Consider the following 18,609-nt stretch of genomic DNA (forward strand, 5'->3'; position numbering starts at 1 on the left):
GTATTTTCAAGTCTAAAACAGACATCTTATAGTCTCGCCGCAGGCGAATTTCGGGCGAGACGCTTAAGCTGCTTTAAGGCAGGATAGCGCTGTCGTTCAAATCACCAATTTGCCTACATTCCTTAAGCGTCTTCCATAAGAAAACACAGGGGCTTGTCATGAATTTTTCCGCACTACGTCGCACTCTGCTGGTCGGTTCGCTGGGTCTGGCGCTCAGCGCTGGCCTGATCGGTCAGGCAGTGGCCGGTGAGCAGTTGCAACAGATCAAGGACAAGGGCGTTCTCAACGTCGGCCTGGAAGGCACCTACCCACCGTTCAGCTTCGTCGACGAGAACGGCAAGCTGTCGGGTTTCGAAGTCGAACTCTCCGAGGCGCTGGCGCAAAAGCTCGGCGTCAAGGCCAAGATCCAGCCGACCAAATGGGACGGTATCCTCGCTGCGCTGGAATCCAAGCGTCTGGATCTGGTGGTCAACCAAGTGACCATCTCCGACGAGCGCAAGAAGAAATATGATTTCTCCGAACCGTACACTGTCTCCGGCATCCAGGCCCTCGTGCTGAAAAGCAAAGAGTCGGCGCTGAACATCAAGACTGCCGCTGACCTCTCCGGCAAGAAAGTAGGTGTCGGCCTGGGCACCAACTACGAGCAGTGGGTTCGCGCCAACGTGCCGGGTGCTGACGTGCGCACCTACGATGATGATCCGACCAAGTTTGCCGACCTCAACAACGGTCGTACCGATGCCATCCTGATCGACCGTCTGGCTGCCCTCGAATACGCCAAGAAAGCCCCGAAAACCGTCGCAGCCGGTGAGGCCTTCTCGCGTCAGGAATCCGGTATCGCCCTGCGCAAAGGCGAGCCTGAACTGCTGGCTGCGGTGAACAAGGCGCTCGACGAACTGCGTGCTGACGGCACTCTCGAGAAACTGTCGCAGAAATACTTCAACGCAGACGTCACTAAATAATGGAAGAGGCTTTCCAACTCGCGCTGGATTCCGCGCCCTTTCTGTTGAAGGGCGCGTACTACACGGTAGTCCTCAGCCTCGGCGGGATGTTCTTCGGTCTGCTGCTGGGCTTCGGCCTCGCGCTGATGCGCCTGTCGCGCTTCAAATCGGTCAGTTGGCTGGCACGCATCTACGTGTCGTTCTTTCGCGGCACGCCGTTGCTGGTGCAGCTGTTCGTGATCTATTACGGCTTGCCGCAACTGGGCATGGAGCTTGATCCGCTGCCGGCAGCGCTGATCGGTTTCTCGCTGAACATGGCCGCCTACGCCTGTGAAATCCTGCGTGCCGCGATCGGTTCGATCGAACGCGGCCAGTGGGAAGCCGCTGCGAGTATCGGCATGACCCGCGCGCAGACCCTCCGCCGGGCCATCCTGCCGCAAGCGATGCGCACGGCATTACCGCCGCTGGGCAACAGCTTCATTTCGCTGGTCAAGGACACGGCGCTGGCCGCGACCATTCAGGTGCCGGAGCTGTTCCGTCAGGCGCAGCTGATTACCGCCCGGACTTTCGAAGTCTTCACCATGTATCTTGCCGCCGCGCTGATCTACTGGATTCTGGCCACGGTGCTTTCGCACTTGCAGAACAAGTTGGAAGAGCGGGTCAATCGGCACGACCAGGAGTCCTGACGCGATGATTGTCGTGGAAAAACTGACCAAGCAATTCAAGGGTCAGGTCGTGCTCAACGGCATCGACCTTGAGGTGAAGGAAGGCGAAGTCGTCGCGATCATCGGCCCCAGTGGCTCGGGGAAAACGACGTTCCTGCGTTGCCTGAATTTCCTCGAAGAACCCACCAGCGGCCGGATCAAGGTCGGCGACATCGAGATCGATACCAGCCGTCCGCTGAACCAGCAGCAAAGCCTGGTACGCAACCTGCGCCAGCACGTCGGCTTCGTGTTCCAGAATTTCAACCTGTTCCCACACCGCACAGCTTTGGAAAACGTCATCGAGGGCCCGATCGTGGTCAAGAAGATGCCGCGCGACCAGGCAGTTGCTCTGGGTAAAAAGCTGCTGACCAAAGTGGGGCTTGCCGGCAAAGAGGACGCGTATCCGCGCCGTCTCTCCGGTGGCCAGCAACAGCGCGTGGCGATTGCCCGGGCGCTGGCGATGGAGCCGGAAGTCATTCTGTTTGACGAACCGACCTCAGCGCTCGATCCGGAACTGGTTGGCGAGGTGCTGGCAACCATTCGAGGACTTGCGGAAGAAAATCGCACCATGGTGATTGTCACCCATGAAATGGGCTTTGCCCGTGACGTGGCCAATCGCGTAGTGTTTTTCGACAAAGGCGTAATTGTCGAGCAAGGTGAAGCCAAGGCACTGTTTGCCAATCCTAAAGAAGAACGCACTCAACAGTTTCTCAGCAAGTTTCTGAATCACGCCTGAGAACTTCTTCTGCAACAACCAAAACTTCCACGGATGGAAGTTACACCTCCCCGCCCCTCACTTGAAACTTCAATTAATCATTGCGAGCGCATACAAATGTACATTGCGCAACGGTTGAGTGCTTACTTGGATCGTCATACTCCTACACGTTTGCCCTCGAATAAACACGCTGGATAAGTCGAGCAATTGCCGATTATTTGTAGCTGGTTTCGCCACTACACCTAGGCGTATTGCCTCGATGACGTAGGAGCTTTCTGATTAGTTTGTAATTTAAGGATTAACTAAACCCCTCTATTGACACCCCTCTCCGCAGACTTTTATCTAGTCGGCAACCGGCGCCACTTAGTTCAAAACCTTGCATTAAAGCCGAGCTAATACTTGTCGCTTTTATTGCCAGTTGATTCGCGCCTTTTTTTGCTTTCCAGAAACGGATTTCGCTGCAAGACTTCAAGGAGAGAAACCGATGACCCGCACTTCGCACACCCCCGAACTTGCAGCGCCAACGCTGGCATGCGCACAAATAACCGGCATCAACCAAGCGACAGCGGCCCACCTGCTGATAGATGTACCGCCCTACGGCGACATGGACGTTGGCGATCTGATCGAACTGTTCTGGAACAAATGCTATGTCGCGTCAAAAGTCCTCAGCGCGGCCGATGTGGGTGAGTCAGTCAGCCTGCGGGTGCCGGAGAGTTTCATCAGCAACGGCATCGCGCGTATTCACTACCGCGTGATGCAGGTCGGCCATGGCCCGGCACTGTCGGCAGCGACCCGGGTGCAGGTCAAACTCGATTGCCCCGGTGGCCAGCCCACCGGGCAGTGCGAAGACGAAAACCAGCAACTGGCACCGGTAATCATCCCGGAAGCGATTCGTCGTCAGGGCGTGAACCCCAGCCAGATCAAACGCGGCGTGCCGCTGACTATCGAGCCTTACCTGAACATGGCCGAAGACGACGCCATCACCCTGCGCTGGGGCGATGTGCGCATGGATCTGGCGCCGGTCACTGCGGCCGATGTCGGGCTGCCGATTCAGGTCTGGGTGCCACCGGCGGTAATTGTCGAAGCGGGCGAAGACCTGCGGCTGGACGTGACGTACTGCATTCTCGACCGGGTCGGCAACAATTCGCGCTGGGCGCCGCCGCGCACGTTGAAAATCGGTTGCGTGAATCCGTACGTAAAAGTCCCGTTGAAACCCGAATTCAAGGCCGCCGAATCGCGTACCAGGTGAGACCTGCCCAAGGTGGGAGGTCACTAATCTCTCACCTGAAACTCGTTTACCAAGCCGAACATCCCTCCTTCTATGCATATTCCTAAAAGTTAGTTTATTTAATATTTATACGCGCTTAGGGTATATACACCGGACCACCGGACATTCTTTCAATCGTCGCACTTCGCGGCGTTTTTCATGAGATGTGAGGTAGGTATGGTCCGGAACACAATCACCCCAGTGCAGATCGCCAGGGCATTGCGTGCAGCCAGGGAGCGGCACTGATGTCCAGTCTTGCAGATGCAAACGTGCAGTCCGATCTGGATATCGCCCCGCTGTTGTTGCCCGCGCAAGTGCTGCGCAACGATGCTCAAGCGATCAAGGCAGCCCAAGACCTGGCGCAGATCGCCCGCGTGCAGGCGGCCAAACGCGACCGCCAGCGCAAGCTGCCTTGGTCGGAAATCGAACAGTTCACCCGCAGCGGTCTGGGCAGCATTGCCATCCCGCGCGAATACGGTGGCCCGCAGGTTTCCTTCGTCACATTGGCCGAAGTATTCGCGATCATTTCCGCCGCCGACCCGGCGCTCGGGCAGATCCCGCAGAACCAGTTTGGCATCATCCATCTGGTGCTCGGCAGCGCCACCCAAGCGCAGAAAAAACAGCTGTTCCAGAGCGTTCTGGAAGGCTGGCGCATCGGCAATGCCGGCCCGGAACGTGGCACCAGAAACACCCTGGAACTGAAGGCGCGAATCAGCGCCGACGGCGACGATTACGTGATCAACGGCCAGAAGTTCTATTCAACCGGCGCGCTGTTTGCGCACTGGGTCGCGGTGAAAGCGCTGAACGATGACGGTAAACAGGTGCTGGCCTTCGTCCGGCGCGGCACGCCGGGTTTGCGCATTGTCGATGACTGGTCGGGCTTCGGTCAGCGCACCACCGCCAGCGGCACGATCCTCCTGAACAACGTGCGCGTCGAGTCGAGTCTGGTCATCGACAACTGGAAGATCAACGAGAAACCGAACACTCAGGGCGCAGTGTCGCAGCTGATTCAAGCGGCCATCGACGCCGGCATCGCCCGTGGCGCCATCGACGACGCCATCGACTTCGTCAAAACCCGCGCACGGCCATGGATCGACGCCAAGGTCGAGCGCGCCAGCGATGACCTCTACGTGATCGCCGATATCGGCAAACTGAAAATCGAACTGCACGCCGCCGAAGCGCTGCTGCGCAAGGCCGGCAAAATGCTCGATGAAGTCCACGCCGCGCCGCTGACTGCCGAATCCGCCGCACGCGCTTCGATCGCCGTGGCCGAAGCAAAAGTGCTGACCACCGAGATTTCGCTGCTGGCGAGCGAAAAGCTCTTCGAACTGGCCGGCAGCCGCGCGACCCTCGCCGAATTCAATCTCGACCGCCACTGGCGCAACGCCCGCGTGCACACCCTGCACGACCCGGTGCGCTGGAAATATCACGCGGTCGGCGCCTATCGCCTGAACGGCACTTTGCCGGCTCGCCATTCCTGGATCTGAGACGACCAGTCATCTGGAGAACCCCCTATGACGCTTTCCCATCACGTCGCGCTCATCACCAGCGATGAGCAAGCCCTGATCGTCGCCAGCGACCTGGCCGAAGATTTCAAACGCGACAGCGCCCTGCGCGACCGCGAACGCCGCCTGCCATTGGCCGAGCTGGAAGTGTTTTCCCGCTCCGGCCTGTGGGGCATCAGCGTGCCGAAAGAATATGGCGGCGCGGGCGTATCCAACGTCACCCTGGCCAAAGTCATCGCACTCATCGCTCAGGCCGACGGCTCGCTCGGGCAGATTCCGCAGAACCATTTCTACGCACTGGAAGTGCTGCGCGTGAATGGCAGCGATGAACAGAAAAATCGCCTGTACGCCGAGGTCCTCGCCGGCCAGCGCTTCGGCAATGCGCTGGCGGAACTGGGTACCAAAACCGCTCATGATCGTGTCACCAGTCTCAAACGCGACGGCGCTGGTTATCGCATCAACGGTCGCAAGTTCTACTCGACCGGGGCGATTTACGCGCAGCGCATTCCGACGTCGGTGGTCGATGAAAACGGCGTGCAACAACTGGCCTTCGTCCCGCGCGAGAGCAAGGGCCTGACGGTGATCGACGACTGGAGCGGCTTCGGCCAGCGCACCACCGGCAGCGGCTCGGTGGTGTTCGAAGATGTGTATGTAGCGGCCGAAGACGTGCTGCCGTTCCAGAGCGCTTTCGAACGCCCGACCACGGTCGGCCCGCTGGCGCAGATTCTCCACGCCGCCATCGACACCGGCATCGCCCGCGCCGCTTACGAAGACGCTTTGCACTTCGTGCGCAGCAAGACCCGTCCGTGGATCGATTCGGGCAACGACAAGGCTACCGACGATCCGCTGACGCTGAAGAGCTTCGGCCACTTGAGCATTCGTCTGCACGCCACCGAAGCCTTGCTCGAACGTGCCGGTGAATTCCTCGATGCCGCGCAAGCTGAAACCAATGCCGAAACTGTCGCCGCCGCGTCGATAGCAGTTGCCGAAGCGCGGGCGATCAGCACGGAAATTTCCCTCGCCGCTGGCAGCACGCTGTTCGAGCTCGCCGGCAGTCAGGCGACGCTGAGCGAACACGGCCTCGACCGGCACTGGCGCAACGCTCGCGTGCACACCCTGCACGACCCGGTGCGCTGGAAGTATCACGCCGTGGGCAATTACTACCTCAACGATGAAAACCCTCCGCTGCGAGGGACGATCTGATGAGCGCTGCGAAAAAGAAGATTCTGCTCAACGCGTTCAACATGAACTGCATCGGCCACATCAATCACGGCCTGTGGACCCATCCGCGCGACACCTCGACGCGCTACAACACGATCGAATACTGGACCGAACTGGCGCAGTTGCTTGAGCGCGGATTGTTCGATGGCTTGTTCATCGCTGACATCGTCGGCGTCTACGACGTCTACCAGAACTCGGTCGACGTCACGCTGAAAGAGTCGATCCAGTTGCCGGTCAACGATCCGCTGCTGCTGGTTTCAGCGATGGCAGCCGTCACCAGAAACCTCGGCTTTGGCCTGACCGCCAATCTCACTTACGAGCCGCCGTATCTGTTCGCCCGACGCATGTCGACGCTCGATCATTTGAGTCGCGGCCGCGTTGGCTGGAACATCGTCACCGGTTACCTGGACAGCGCCGCCAAAGCCATGGGTCTCAACGAGCAGGTCGAACATGACCGCCGCTACGACCAGGCCGAAGAATATCTGCAGGTCTTGTACAAGCTCTGGGAAGGCAGCTGGGAGAACGGCGCGGTGCTCAACGACCGCGAGCAGCGCATCTACGCCAACCCGGACAAAGTGCACAAGGTCGAGCACCAGGGCGAGTTCTATCAGGTCGAGGGTTATCACCTCTGCGAGCCGTCACCGCAGCGCACACCGGTGCTGTTTCAGGCCGGCAGCTCCGACCGCGGCTTGCTGTTTGCCGGGCGTCATGCCGAGTGCGTGTTCATCAGCGGCCAGAACAAACCATCGACCAAAGTGCAGGTCGACAAGGTCCGCGCCAGCGCCGTCGAAGCCGGGCGCGATCCTCGAGACATCAAGGTGTTCATGGGCCTCAATGTGATCGTTGGCGCGACTGAAGAAGCGGCGTGGGCCAAGCATGCCGAGTACCTCAGCTACGCCAGCGCCGAAGCCGGCGTGGCGCATTTTTCCGCGTCCACCGGCATCGACTTTGCCCAATACGAAATCGATGAGCCGATCCAGTACGTGAAGAGCAACGCCATTCAATCGGCGACGAAAAATCTGCAGAACAACGACTGGACCCGGCGCAAATTACTCGACCAGCACGCCCTTGGTGGTCGTTACATCACCGTGGTCGGTTCGCCCGAACAAGTGGCGGATGAACTGGAATCGTGGATCGCCGAAACCGGTCTGGACGGCTTCAACCTCACTCGCATCGTCACCCCGGAAAGCTATGTCGATTTCATTGAGCTGGTGATTCCGGAGCTGCAGCGGCGCGGTTCGTACAAGACCGCGTATGACAGCGGCACCCTGCGTGAGAAGTTGTTTCACGGTGAGGCGCAGTTGCCTGAGCAACACAGCGGATCTTCGTACAGGCATCAGAAGCTTCGCGAGCAGGCTCGCTCCCACATTTGAAATGCGTACCCCTGTGGGAGCGAGCCTGCTCGCGAAGAGGCCCTCCCCCGACAGCAAAATTCATGCACTGACTGGAAAAACCACCATGACCAAGAAAACCCTGTCCCACCCAGTCAAAGCACTGGCCCTGGTCTTCGGCCTGTTCAGCTCGGCTATCTTCGCCGCCGACGCCCCGTTGAAAATCGGCACCACTGCCGCTTTCGCCATTCCGCTGGAAGCCGCCGTCGAGGAAGCTTCCAAACAAGGCCTGAAAGTCGAGCTGGTGGAATTCACCGACTGGATCGCGCCCAACGTCAGCCTCGCCGCTGGCGACATTGATGTGAATTATTTCCAGCACATTCCGTTTCTGGAGAATGCCAAAGCCGCGTCCGGTTTCGATCTGGTGCCATTCGCGCCGGGGATCATCAACAACGTCGGCCTGTATTCGAAGAAATACAAAAGCTTCGATGAGCTGCCCGAAGGCGCCAGCGTCGCCATCGCCAACGACCCGATCAACAGCGGACGGGGTTTGCAATTGCTCGCCAAGGCCGGTTTGATCACCCTGAAACCGGGCGTCGGCTACAAGGCTACCGAGGACGACATCGTCGCCAATCCGAAAAAGATCAGGATCCTTCAGGTCGAAGCCGTGCAACTGGTGCGCGCTTATGACGACGCTGATCTGGTCCAGGGTTATCCAGCCTACATCCGTCTGGCAAAGACCTTCGATGCCGGCTCGGCGCTGCTGTTCGACGGTCTCGATCACAAGGAATACGTGATCCAGTTCGTCATCCAGCCGAAGAGCAAAACCGACCCGCGCCTGATCAAGTTCGTCGACATCTATCAGCATTCACCGGCCGTTCGCGCAGCACTGGACAAGGCCCACGGCAAGCTCTATCAGGCCGGCTGGGAAAGCTGAACATGACTGCGGCGATCCAACGGCGACTGGAGTTTCCAGAGCCACACCACGCTGAAAAAACCGAGCTGCATCCCGAGCTGAATCGCGCCCACGTACGCTTTATCGGCGTGGGCAAAACCTACAACGGCCGACAAGGTCCGGTCGCGGCTTTGCAGGGCATCGACCTGGCGATTCAGCGCGGCGAAGTGTTCGGCATCATCGGCCGCAGCGGCGCTGGCAAGTCGTCGCTGATCCGCACGATCAATCGCCTGGAGCAGCCAACGTCGGGGCGGGTGTTGATCGATCAGGTCGATATCGGCGAGTTCGATGAAAACCGCCTCGTCGCCCTGCGCCGGCGCATCGGCATGATCTTCCAGCACTTCAATCTGATGTCGGCCAAGACCGTCTGGCAGAACGTCGAGTTGCCGCTGAAAGTCGCCGGCGTGCCGAAGCAGCAGCGCGACAACAAGGTCCGCGAACTGCTTGAACTGGTCGGCCTGCACAGCAAGCACAAGGCCTATCCGGCGCAACTCTCCGGTGGGCAGAAACAGCGTGTCGGCATTGCCCGCGCGCTGGTGCATGACCCGGACATTCTGCTCTGCGATGAAGCGACATCGGCGCTCGACCCGGAAACCACGCAGTCGATCCTCGGCCTGTTGCGCGAGATCAACAAACGCCTGGGCCTGACCATTGTGCTGATCACCCATGAGATGGCGGTGATACGCAAGATTTGCGACCGCGTCGTCGTCCTCGAACATGGCCATGTGGTCGAGCAAGGGCCGGTGTGGCAAGTGTTCGGCAATCCGCAGCACGAGGTCAGCCAGACCTTGCTCGCACCACTGCAACACGCCTTGCCGGAAGAATTGCAAAGCCGTTTGCAGGCGCAATCCACGGCTTCTGATGCAGCGGTGGTGTTGCGTTTGCAGTTCACCGGCGGTGCCGCTGATGAACCGGATCTGGCTGCATTATTTGCGGCGTTGGGCGGCCGAGTGAAGCTGCTTCAGGGCGGCGTGGAACGGATTCAGGGTCATGCGCTGGGGCAGCTTTTACTGGCCGTCAGCGGCTCGACATTCAGCGCCGGACAATTGCGCGAACGCGCCGGGCAATGGGCGCAACGAGTGGAGGTATTGGGCTATGTGGTTTGATCGCTTGCTGCAGGGTTTTATCGACACCTTTTTGATGGTCGGCGTGTCGTCGCTGATCGCGCTGCTGGTGGGCATTCCCATGGCGGTGATTCTGGTCACCAGCGACAAGGGCGGGATCTACGAAGCGCCGCTGTTGAACCGTGCGCTGGGCGCCTTCGTCAATCTGTTCCGCTCGATCCCGTTCCTGATTCTGATGGTCGCGCTGATTCCATTCACCCGCCTGATCGTCGGCACCACGTATGGCGTGTGGGCCGCTGTGGTGCCGCTGACAATCGCCGCAACGCCATTCTTCGCGCGGATCGCCGAAGTCAGTCTGCGCGAGGTCGATCATGGTCTGATCGAAGCCGCGCAGGCCATGGGTTGCCGGCGCTGGCACATCGTCTGGCATGTGCTGCTGCCCGAGGCGCTGCCGGGGATTGTCGGCGGTTTCACCATCACCCTGGTGACGATGATCAATTCGTCGGCCATGGCTGGGGCAATTGGTGCTGGTGGGCTGGGGGATATCGCTTACCGCTACGGTTATCAGCGCTTCGATAGCCAGATCATGTTGACGGTGATCGTCTTGCTGGTGGCACTGGTGGCGGTGATTCAGTTGGGTGGCGACAGGCTGGCGCGGGGGCTGAATAAGCGCTAAGGTCGATAGCGGCAGGTGGCCATCAACCAGGCCAATGTGATCGCAGTATTTTGGGCGATGCCCTTCGTGAAAATCAGATGCTTCCTACACGAATTTTGTCTTTTCGCCAGCCCGAACCACGCGGGTTTGCAGGACGATTCCTAGAATAATTTACCCGCTTGTACCCGAAATATCCTGTAGCTAATCTCCGGTCGTCACTGTTTTGCGGTGACTGGATTCAGTTGTCCGGCCGGCAACTGATCCGCGTGCAGCCGCCGTCCTGCTCGTTTAGTCGCGAAATGGTTGGCTCCCACTTGAAGTCAGGAGTTTACCCATGGAAAAAAATCTTGCCGATCCGCCACTCAGCCTTACCTCAAGCAAGCGGTTCACCGAGGATTTGCTCAAGGATCGCTCTGCACTGTGCCGCGCCGTCGACTCACATCTGGCCGGCAATCAGGTCACGTTGGCGGGGCAGAAACGCGTCTACAGCATCAGCGAAGATGTGACGCTGGAGGACGCCCAACTGTATGTTGCCGATCTGCTGCGCTGCGCTTCGGTGACCGTCCATCAATGCGGTGACCAGCTCGGGGGCGCGGATCGGGCCATGGTGTTCTCGGTCTGGCATCTGCTGGAAATGGCCAAGGCGATGATGGACCGCTCGATCGATTGTCTGGGAGCGAAGCAGCACTGAAACCTGGCACCCATCGCCGCCTGCACTGGCCCCAGCGCAGGCGGCGTTTTTTTGCCGGTGAAAAAGCTTATAGTCCGCCCTCACACCGCCAATACAGCATCGATCATGAAGCAAACGCCCAGCGACCTCGAACAGATCACCGCCACTACCCTCGGTCACTACAACTCGGTGGCCGAGGACTTTCGCGAAGGCACTCGCGACCACGATGTCAGCCAGAACATCGAGGCCTTGCTGCGCCACATTCAGTCTGAGTCGCCGTTGACGATTCTCGATTTCGGCTGCGGTCCGGGCCGTGATCTGCAGACCTTTACACGCATGGGCCACGTCGCGATCGGCCTCGATGGCTCGCAGGAATTCGCGCGCATGGCCCGCCAGGACAGCGGTTGCGAAGTCTGGCAGCAGGACTTTCTCAAGCTTGATCTACCCGCCGAGCGCTTCGACGGCATCTTCGCCAATGCCGTGCTGTTTCATGTGCCGTTGCAGGTGTTGCCGCAAGTGCTACGGCAACTGCACGGCACCTTGAAACCGGGTGGCGTGCTGTTCAGTTCCAATCCGCGTGGCGACAACCAAGAGGGCTGGAACGGGCCGCGCTACGGCTCGTATCACGATCTCGAAGCCTGGCGCGGGTTGCTGACGGCGGCGGGTTTTGTCGAGCTTGAGCATTATTACCGGCCTGCGGGCTTGCCGCGCGAACAGCAGCCTTGGCTGGCGAGCGTGTGGCGCAAAGTCTGAATCAGGGCGCTGCCTGTACCTGATATTGGCTGACGCTGCCGTCCGCGAACAATGCAGTCAGGCTGTGTCCCGGTAACGTCCGGCCCTGCCAATTGCGTGGAGCGGCGTCGAAATTGGCCAGCAGTCGCGTGCCGTCGGCAAACGTCGTCTGCTGTACCAGGCGATCCTCGCTCAACCAGTCAAAAGCGGTCAGCGCTTGCGTCGCCAGACGTTCGTGCAGCGGACGAAAGAATCGATCCTGACGCACGATCAACGGCAAGCGCTGATCAAGGCTGGCCGCACTCAGGTGGTACAGCGGCGGTACGTTGTAGAGCAACTGCGTGAGCTCGTTTTCCACCCGCACGTCGCTCAACTTCAGGTTATCGAACAACCAGTGATGACTGGTGATGACAGAGCCGTGGAATACCGTCTGATACAGCGGTAAACGGCTGGCGGCGGCGAAATGAACGCGTCGGTAGTCAGCCTTCAACCGGGTCGGTTTGAAGAACACCGCTGGCTGCTCCGGTGGGTACCATTGGCCGACGAAAAAGTCCGCTGTGCCCGGCTGCTGCATGTCGCGATCGCCCCAACCGATCACTGGCGTCTGCATGCCATGTGCGAACAGAACTCCCCGAGCGGTGGCGGCATTGCCATCCTCGGAGCCGCTCGGCAGCTGCAACACCTCGTTGATCCAGCGCGATGCTGCAACATTGCCCGCGGCATTCTGCGCCTGGGTCATCGGTGCGCCGGGACGATAACTGTCGAAGAGCATCCCAGCGGCATAGGCATCGAGAAACCAGCTGTTAAAGCCGGCAACCTTCTGGATTGCATCGATGCGCCGCTCAAGCAACGGGCGTACACATCGCGGATCGGTATAGTGGCCGGACTGCTGAAATCCACTTTTCAGCGCACCGTTTTCCTCCACGATCGCGCACTCGGTATTGGCCCGATCACCGAGGTGCGCAGTGGTCCAGTCCGGATTTTCATCCCGGCGCAGCGCGGTTTCGTAGGAGTCATAGGGGGCAATCAGATACCCCGCAGAGACGGCGGCGCGCACCGCCTCGGGATGCCAGAGTCCACCTTCCCAGCCCTCGCCGAGCCCAAGCCATAAACGCGAAAGTCCAGCGCTCTGCAAGCGTTCAATGGTTCGCCGCGACAAGGTACGCCCCCAGCGCGAAGGATCAGGCGCCAGCGTACCCTTCAGAACAACGGCCAGCTGCTCGCGCACCTCAGCGTACCCGTTGACCAGCGCCTGCATGTCCGGCACCGCCCGCGCCTGCCAGGTTTTGCGCGCCTGAGTGTTCAGCGCGCGATTGAGACTGCGCAGCATCACAGTCTGTTGATAGCGATTGAGTACGGTCTCGCTGGCGAGCAACCGCAGCGCTTCAGGATCCATCGCCGCCCGAAGTTCACTGACCAGCACACCCGGGCCGCGCAATCGGGCAATCAGCAGCGGCCAGTTGCGCACATCGTCGGGGCCGAGCAGATCGTTGCCCCACAGATAGACATGCGCGGCACCGATCAGCTTGGCGGCTTGCGGGGTCTTGATCAGCTTGTTCGCCAAGCTTTCAAATTGATCGCTATCGATGAGCCACTGCTTGTAGCGCTTGGCCCCGGCCAACGGATCGGCAGCGCCGAGAAACAGGCTGAAGGTCAGCGGCTTCGAGGGTTCAAGCGTAGTGAAACGGTGCCTGGCCGACAGCCCCAGCGCATCGCCATTGGCCTTGAAGCGCAGTTGATTGTTGTAAGGGTTGGTCAGCAACCAGTGCAGGCTGAACTTCTCGTACTCCATCCCCCAAAGCGGCAGGCTCAAGTCCTGGGTGGTATCGAGCGCGCCCTGCGCGACCAGGAATTTTTGCCACGCCCGGTCACCGCGCGGCACGTAGCGCCCTTCGGCAAGCGGCCAGATCAGCGCCTGGCCCATTGCACTGGCGGGCTGATGAATAAACTCGATTTGCGAGGGCGAGTTAGCCGTAATCGAAAACGTCAGGTCACGCTGGTCCAGGTCAACACTGAGCAACCAGCGCCCATCGTCCCATTGCCAATCAATGCGATTGCCATGCCTGACCATGTCGCTGACCTTGTGCCGCAGCACGCCTGCCGAAGCTTGCACTGGTGGCGCGTCGGCCGATTCAACCCGCACCGCCAGCGTCGCAGGATCGACCTGCACCCGCCACAGCTGGTTTTCCAGCAGCACTTCGGCCAGTGCTGCCGGCGACAGGCTCAAGCCAGCGAGCAGCAACCATCCGCGTAACCAGCCGGAAACAGTCGACATGGCACGTCCCTCTTCGAATGAAGAAGGGACGTTAGCGCAGTCCTCTCACGCTGTAAGTCAGACCTTTCCCAAATATCGCAGGGCTATCTCACTGCGCCGGTTTTTCATCCTTCTGCGGTTCGCGGATCTTGTACCAGGCGACATACAGCGCCGGCAGAAACAACAGCGTCAGGAGCGTCGCCACGACGATGCCGCCAATCATCGCGTAGGCCATCGGCCCCCAGAACACTTCGCGGGCTATCGGGATCATGCCCATGCTCGCCGCCGCAGCGGTGAGCAGGATCGGTCGGCGCCGGTGTTCGGTCGCTTCCACGACCGCGTCCCACGGTGCGTAGCCTTTCTGCTCGAACTCATCGATCTGCGTTACCAGAATCACCGAGTTGCGGATGATGATGCCGATCAGCGCGAGAATCCCGAGGATCGCCACGAAACCCATCGGCGTGCCGGTCGGCACCAGTGCCAGCACCACGCCGATCAACCCCAGCGGCGCAACACTGGCGACCAGGAACATCTTCTGCACGCTGTGCAACTGGATCATCAGGAACGTCGCCATGAGGAACAGCATCAGCGGCAGGACCTTGGCGATCGGCCCCTGGGCCTTGCCGCTTTCCTCGACCGTACCGCCGGTAGCGACCTTGTAGCCGACCGGCAGTTTCGAGGCAAAAGCATCGATCGACGGCTTGAGCAGTTTCACCAGATCGGTCGGCTGGATTTCGTCGCGCACCGAGGCCTTGATGGTGATGGTCGGCAAGCGGTCACGACGCCACACCAGCGGCTGTTCCAGTTCATAACGCACGGTGGCGAACGCCAGCAGCGGAATCGAGGTGCCGCTCGGCGTGACGATCTGCAGGTTCTGCAGGGTTTCCGGCGTGCCGCGTTCGGAATCCACCGCGCGACCGACCACGTTGATCAGATAGATATCGTCATCGACCTGGGTCAACGGCGAGCCACTGACAATGCTGTTCATCAGGTTGGCGACGTCTTCGGACGACAGCCCGAGTTGCCGCGCCTTGTCCTGGGCGATGTCGATGCGCAGGACTTTGCCCGGCTCGTTCCAGTCGTAAATGATTTCGCCGATGTGCGGGTTCTTGTCCAGTTCGGTGGCCAGGTCGATGGCGTGTTTGCGCACCTGATCGACATCTTTGCCGCTGACTCGATACTGAATCGGACGCCCCACCGGCGGGCCCATTTCCAGGGCCTGCACGTAGCTGCCGATGCCGACGAAGTCTTTGTGCAGCCGCTCACGCAAGCGCTGGCTGAGTGCCTCGCGGGCTTCGAAATCCTTGCTGACGATCACCAGCTGCGCGTAGTACGGGTTCTGCAATTGCTGATCAAGGGGCAGGTAGAAACGGATCGCGCCCTGACCGATGTAAGTGCTCCAGCGCACGATGTCCGGGTCGCCCTTGAGCGTCGCTTCGAGCTTGTCCACCGCTTTGCGGGTTTCGTCGATCGAGGCGTTTTGTGGCAGGTTCAGGTCGACGAGAATTTCCGGGCGATCCGAAGCGGGGAAGAACTGGTTCTGCACGAAACGCATGCAGAACACCGCCAGCACGAACAGCAGCACGGTGATGCCGATCGCCCACCAGCGGTTGCGCATGGCCCACAACAGGCCGCCGTTGAAGGCGCGACCGATGCGCCCCGGCTCGGCATCATGCGCCTTCACGTTGGCGCTGAGGATGTGCACGCCGATCACCGGTGCAAAGAACACTGCGACTACCCACGAGACGATCATCGCCACGGCGATCACCGCAAACAGCGTGTAGGTGTACTCACCGGCCGAGCTGGCATTGAGACCGATGGGCACGAAACCGGCGACGGTCACCAGCGTACCGGTGAGCATCGGGAACGCGGTCGAGGTGTAGGCGAACGTCGCCGCCTGCTCCTTGCTCTCGCCCATCTCCAGGCGCGTGACCATCATCTCCACGGTGATCATCGCGTCGTCCACCAGCAGACCGAGGGCGATGATCAGCGCGCCGAGGGAAATCCGCTGCATGGTGATGCCGCTGTATTCCATGAACACGAAGACCATCGCCAGCACCAGCGGAATCGAGCAGGCCACCACCAGACCGGCGCGCACGCCGAGGCTGATGAAGCTCACCACCAGCACGATGATGACCGCTTCGAACAGCGCGCTGGTGAAACCGCCAACGGCCTCTTCCACCACCACCGCCTGATCGGACACCGTGTGCACGCCGACGCCGACAGGCAAGTCAGCGGTGAGCTGGTCGATGCGCTCGTGCAGCGCCTTACCGAATTCCTGAACGTTGCCGCCCTTCTGCATGGCAATCGCCAGGCCGATCGCCGGTTTGCCGTCGAAGCGGAATTCCGGTGTCGCCGGATCGACGTAGCCACGGCTGATCTCGGCGATGTCCGCCAGACGATAGAAGCGATCGTTGAGCTTGAGATTGACCTCGGCGAGGTCTTTTTCCGAAGCGAACTGGCCCGAGGTGCGCACGGAAATCCGCTCAGGTCCCGCCTCGATCACACCGGCCGGAGTTACGGCGTTCTGCGATTGCAGGCTCTGCACCACCTGGCGCTGGTCGATACCCAGCGCTGCGAGTTTGCGCGTGGAGAAATTCAGGTAAATCGTTTCGTCCTGCTGGCCGACCATTTCGATCTTGCCCAGCCCCGGCACGTTGCGGATTTCGGCGCGCGCCTGTTCCACGTAATCGCGCAACTGACGCATGGTCAGGCCATCGGCGGTGAAGGCGTAGACCGAGCCGTACACGTCACCGAACTCATCGTTGAACCCCGGCCCCTGAATACCCTGAGGAAACTGGCCGCGAATATCGTCGATCTTCTTGCGCACCTGGTACCAGATTTGCGGAATGTCCTCAGCGCTGGTGGTGTCGCGCAGGTACACGTAAACCGTCGACTCGCCGGGGCGTGTGTAGCTTTTCACGTAGTCGAGGGAATCGAGCTCTTCGAGTTTCTTCTCGATGCGGTCGGTAACCTGCTTGAGGGTTTCTTCCTGGGTCGCGCCCGGCCATTTGGTCTGGATCACCATGGTCTTGATGGTGAATGACGGGTCTTCTTCGCGGCCGAGATTGAAGTACGAAAACACCCCCATCAGCAGCCCGACGAACATCAGGTACCACACGAAAGACTGGTGCTTGAGGGCCCATTCGGAGAGGTTGAAAGAGCCTTTCATTGACTGTCCTCGTCAAGTTTTACCGATTGTCCGGGTTTGAGACTGTTGACGCCGGCGCTGACCACGCGCTCACCGTTCTGCACGCCGCCGGCCAGCACCACGCTGTGGTCGCCACGGCTGACCACACTGACGTCGCGCGGGTTGACGGTTTTGTTTTGCGTGTCGATCACCCAGATTCGTGGTTTGCCGTCGACTTCCTGCAACGCCGTCAGCGGCAGTTCGATGCGCGGCTTGATCGCCGAGCTGAGGGTCACGCTGATCGCGGTGCCGAGGCGGAAACCGTCCGGCGTATCCGACAGGGTCAGGCGCGCACGGCGGGTGCGCGTGGCGCTTTGTGCCTGGGGTTCGATCTCGCGGATGATCGCCGTGGTGTTGATGCTCGGGTCGAGTTGCGCAGCCACCGAGAACACCACGTCGCTGGGCAACTGATCGACCAGGGTATCGGGCAGATCGATCACCGCTTCCTTGATGTCCGGTTGCGCCAGCGTCACCACTTGTTGCCCGGCGGTTACCACTTGCCCGGCTTCGGCGTTCCACGCGGTGACCACGGCTTTGTGATCGGAGCGCAGCTCGGTGTAGCTCAGTTGATCCTTGCTCTGGCTGACCGCCGCGCGCGCCTGATCGAGCGAGGCCTGAGTGGTTTTCAGATCGGTGTTGGCGACGTCCAGTTGCGCCTGCGCACCGACGCCGCGATCAAACAGCGCTTGCTGACGACGTGCGTTGGCCTGGGCGTTGATCAACTGCGCCTGGATCCTCGCCAGATCGCCCTGGGCCGAACGTAACTGGTTCTGCTGGTCGGATGGGTCGAGAGTGGCGAGCAAGGTGCCCTTCTGCACCTCGGCGCCGACATCGACGTTGCGGCTGGCGATGCGCCCACCGACGCGGAAACCGGTGTTGCTCTCATAACGCGCCTGAATGCTGCCGGCAAAGCGTCCGAGGCTTTCTTCGTTGAGCGCTTTGACCGTGACCGACAGCACCGGACGTACCGGTTCCGGCGGCGTTTCCTTTTCCGAGCAGGCGCCCAGCAGCAGCGCCATGCACAACAGGCCGAGACGCTTCATGGCTGCGCTCCGGGTTGCAGATCCTTGTAGGTGTTTTCGGCAATCTCGACTTTCATGCCTGGGTGCAGCAACTGGCCGCCGGCGACAATGACTTTCTCGCCGCCCTTGAGGCCTTCGCTGATGATCACTTTGCCGGTCAGGTAACGGCCGACCGTGACCGTATGCAACTGCGCTTCGCCTTTGTCATCGACCAGCCACACCGCCGGGTCGCTGATGTTTTTTGTCAGCGCCGACCAAGGCAGTTCCACCGCCGATTTACCGGTGCCTTTGGCGGTGGCACTCACTACCGAACCGAGCTGCATGCCCGGCGGCAGTTTGTCGAGGCTGACCTTGACCTGCACGGTGCCCGATTGCGCCGACACCGA

General features: G+C 60.3%; 15 protein-coding genes and 1 pseudogene. 12 read left to right on the forward strand and 4 right to left on the reverse strand.

Annotated features, from left to right (window positions below; translation table 11 throughout):
* The first annotated feature begins 158 nt into the window (after positions 1-158).
* The 12 genes from tcyJ to D6877_RS21905 all read left to right on the forward strand — a co-directional run bounded on the left by tcyJ (position 159) and on the right by D6877_RS21905 (position 11,778).
* The gene (gene tcyJ / locus D6877_RS21850) at positions 159-959 is read left to right on the forward strand and encodes a cystine ABC transporter substrate-binding protein (RefSeq protein WP_122698826.1); all 801 of its coding nucleotides are present in this window, start codon (positions 159-161) and stop codon (positions 957-959) included.
* Entirely contained in the window at positions 959-1,624 is a 666-nt protein-coding gene (gene tcyL / locus D6877_RS21855; RefSeq protein WP_016772200.1) for a cystine ABC transporter permease, read from the forward strand. Before tcyJ ends, tcyL begins: the two co-directional genes overlap by 1 nt.
* 4 nt (positions 1,625-1,628) lie before the next feature.
* Positions 1,629-2,378, forward strand: a complete 750-nt coding sequence (gene tcyN, locus D6877_RS21860) for an L-cystine ABC transporter ATP-binding protein TcyN (protein ID WP_041477470.1) — start codon at positions 1,629-1,631, stop codon at positions 2,376-2,378.
* A gap of 463 nt (positions 2,379-2,841) precedes the next feature.
* On the forward strand, positions 2,842-3,606 hold the full coding sequence (locus D6877_RS21865; RefSeq protein WP_130912079.1) for a hypothetical protein: 765 nt from the start codon (positions 2,842-2,844) through the stop codon (positions 3,604-3,606).
* Positions 3,607-3,869: 263 nt separating this feature from the next.
* Positions 3,870-5,111: an SfnB family sulfur acquisition oxidoreductase gene (locus D6877_RS21870; RefSeq protein ID WP_130912080.1), complete on the forward strand. Its 1,242-nt coding sequence runs from the start codon at positions 3,870-3,872 to the stop codon at positions 5,109-5,111.
* A 27-nt stretch (positions 5,112-5,138) separates the two neighbouring features.
* Complete coding sequence (locus D6877_RS21875; RefSeq protein WP_130912081.1) at positions 5,139-6,332, forward strand: SfnB family sulfur acquisition oxidoreductase; 1,194 nt, start codon at positions 5,139-5,141, stop codon at positions 6,330-6,332.
* A complete protein-coding gene (locus D6877_RS21880; protein WP_130912082.1) occupies positions 6,332-7,723 on the forward strand; it encodes an LLM class flavin-dependent oxidoreductase in 1,392 nt (463 codons plus the stop codon). The genes D6877_RS21875 and D6877_RS21880 overlap by 1 nt, the downstream gene beginning before the upstream one ends.
* Positions 7,724-7,808: 85 nt before the next feature.
* Positions 7,809-8,618, forward strand: coding sequence for a MetQ/NlpA family ABC transporter substrate-binding protein (locus D6877_RS21885; RefSeq protein WP_130912083.1), 810 nt, complete (start codon positions 7,809-7,811; stop codon positions 8,616-8,618).
* 2 nt (positions 8,619-8,620) lie between these two features.
* A complete protein-coding gene (locus tag D6877_RS21890) occupies positions 8,621-9,742 on the forward strand; it encodes an ATP-binding cassette domain-containing protein (protein WP_130912084.1) in 1,122 nt (373 codons plus the stop codon).
* Complete coding sequence (locus D6877_RS21895; protein ID WP_039756400.1) at positions 9,732-10,376, forward strand: methionine ABC transporter permease; 645 nt, start codon at positions 9,732-9,734, stop codon at positions 10,374-10,376. Before D6877_RS21890 ends, D6877_RS21895 begins: the two co-directional genes overlap by 11 nt.
* Positions 10,377-10,689: 313 nt before the next feature.
* Complete coding sequence (locus D6877_RS21900) at positions 10,690-11,046, forward strand: hypothetical protein (RefSeq protein WP_041477463.1); 357 nt, start codon at positions 10,690-10,692, stop codon at positions 11,044-11,046.
* Between the two features lie 105 nt (positions 11,047-11,151).
* Entirely contained in the window at positions 11,152-11,778 is a 627-nt protein-coding gene (locus tag D6877_RS21905; RefSeq protein WP_130912085.1) for a class I SAM-dependent methyltransferase, read from the forward strand.
* 1 nt (position 11,779) lies between these two features.
* On the opposite strand, the gene D6877_RS21910 is transcribed toward D6877_RS21905, so the two are convergent.
* From D6877_RS21910 to D6877_RS21925, 4 genes and pseudogenes are all read right to left on the reverse strand, one after another.
* Positions 11,780-14,032, reverse strand: a complete 2,253-nt coding sequence (locus tag D6877_RS21910) for a glycoside hydrolase (protein WP_130912086.1) — start codon at positions 14,030-14,032, stop codon at positions 11,780-11,782.
* A gap of 88 nt (positions 14,033-14,120) precedes the next feature.
* On the reverse strand, positions 14,121-17,183 hold the full coding sequence (locus tag D6877_RS21915) for an efflux RND transporter permease subunit (RefSeq protein WP_130912087.1): 3,063 nt from the start codon (positions 17,181-17,183) through the stop codon (positions 14,121-14,123).
* A complete protein-coding gene (locus D6877_RS21920; protein WP_130912088.1) occupies positions 17,180-18,244 on the reverse strand; it encodes an efflux RND transporter periplasmic adaptor subunit in 1,065 nt (354 codons plus the stop codon). Before D6877_RS21920 ends, D6877_RS21915 begins: the two co-directional genes overlap by 4 nt.
* Positions 18,241-18,609: pseudogene (locus D6877_RS21925) on the reverse strand (efflux RND transporter periplasmic adaptor subunit); the annotation flags it as partial. The pseudogene D6877_RS21925 and the gene D6877_RS21920, both read right to left, overlap by 4 nt.

The sequence above is a fragment of the Pseudomonas sp. Sample_9 genome (assembly GCF_004307535.1).
Lineage (GTDB): Bacteria > Pseudomonadota > Gammaproteobacteria > Pseudomonadales > Pseudomonadaceae > Aquipseudomonas > Aquipseudomonas mercuritolerans.

Bases quoted from the DNA above. Each gene is read 5' to 3' on its own strand.
- D6877_RS21910 (WP_130912086.1), bottom strand. From the start codon at position 14,032: ATGTCGACTGTTTCCGGCTGGTTACGCGGATGGTTGCTGCTCGCTGGC.
- D6877_RS21900 (WP_041477463.1), top strand. From the start codon at position 10,690: ATGGAAAAAAATCTTGCCGATCCGCCACTCAGCCTTACCTCAAGCAAG.
- D6877_RS21880 (WP_130912082.1), top strand. From the start codon at position 6,332: ATGAGCGCTGCGAAAAAGAAGATTCTGCTCAACGCGTTCAACATGAAC.
- D6877_RS21920 (WP_130912088.1), bottom strand. From the start codon at position 18,244: ATGAAGCGTCTCGGCCTGTTGTGCATGGCGCTGCTGCTGGGCGCCTGC.
- tcyN (WP_041477470.1), top strand. From the start codon at position 1,629: ATGATTGTCGTGGAAAAACTGACCAAGCAATTCAAGGGTCAGGTCGTG.
- D6877_RS21895 (WP_039756400.1), top strand. From the start codon at position 9,732: ATGTGGTTTGATCGCTTGCTGCAGGGTTTTATCGACACCTTTTTGATG.
- D6877_RS21885 (WP_130912083.1), top strand. From the start codon at position 7,809: ATGACCAAGAAAACCCTGTCCCACCCAGTCAAAGCACTGGCCCTGGTC.
- D6877_RS21915 (WP_130912087.1), bottom strand. From the start codon at position 17,183: ATGAAAGGCTCTTTCAACCTCTCCGAATGGGCCCTCAAGCACCAGTCT.
- tcyJ (WP_122698826.1), top strand. From the start codon at position 159: ATGAATTTTTCCGCACTACGTCGCACTCTGCTGGTCGGTTCGCTGGGT.
- D6877_RS21870 (WP_130912080.1), top strand. From the start codon at position 3,870: ATGTCCAGTCTTGCAGATGCAAACGTGCAGTCCGATCTGGATATCGCC.
- D6877_RS21890 (WP_130912084.1), top strand. From the start codon at position 8,621: ATGACTGCGGCGATCCAACGGCGACTGGAGTTTCCAGAGCCACACCAC.
- D6877_RS21875 (WP_130912081.1), top strand. From the start codon at position 5,139: ATGACGCTTTCCCATCACGTCGCGCTCATCACCAGCGATGAGCAAGCC.
- D6877_RS21865 (WP_130912079.1), top strand. From the start codon at position 2,842: ATGACCCGCACTTCGCACACCCCCGAACTTGCAGCGCCAACGCTGGCA.
- tcyL (WP_016772200.1), top strand. From the start codon at position 959: ATGGAAGAGGCTTTCCAACTCGCGCTGGATTCCGCGCCCTTTCTGTTG.
- D6877_RS21905 (WP_130912085.1), top strand. From the start codon at position 11,152: ATGAAGCAAACGCCCAGCGACCTCGAACAGATCACCGCCACTACCCTC.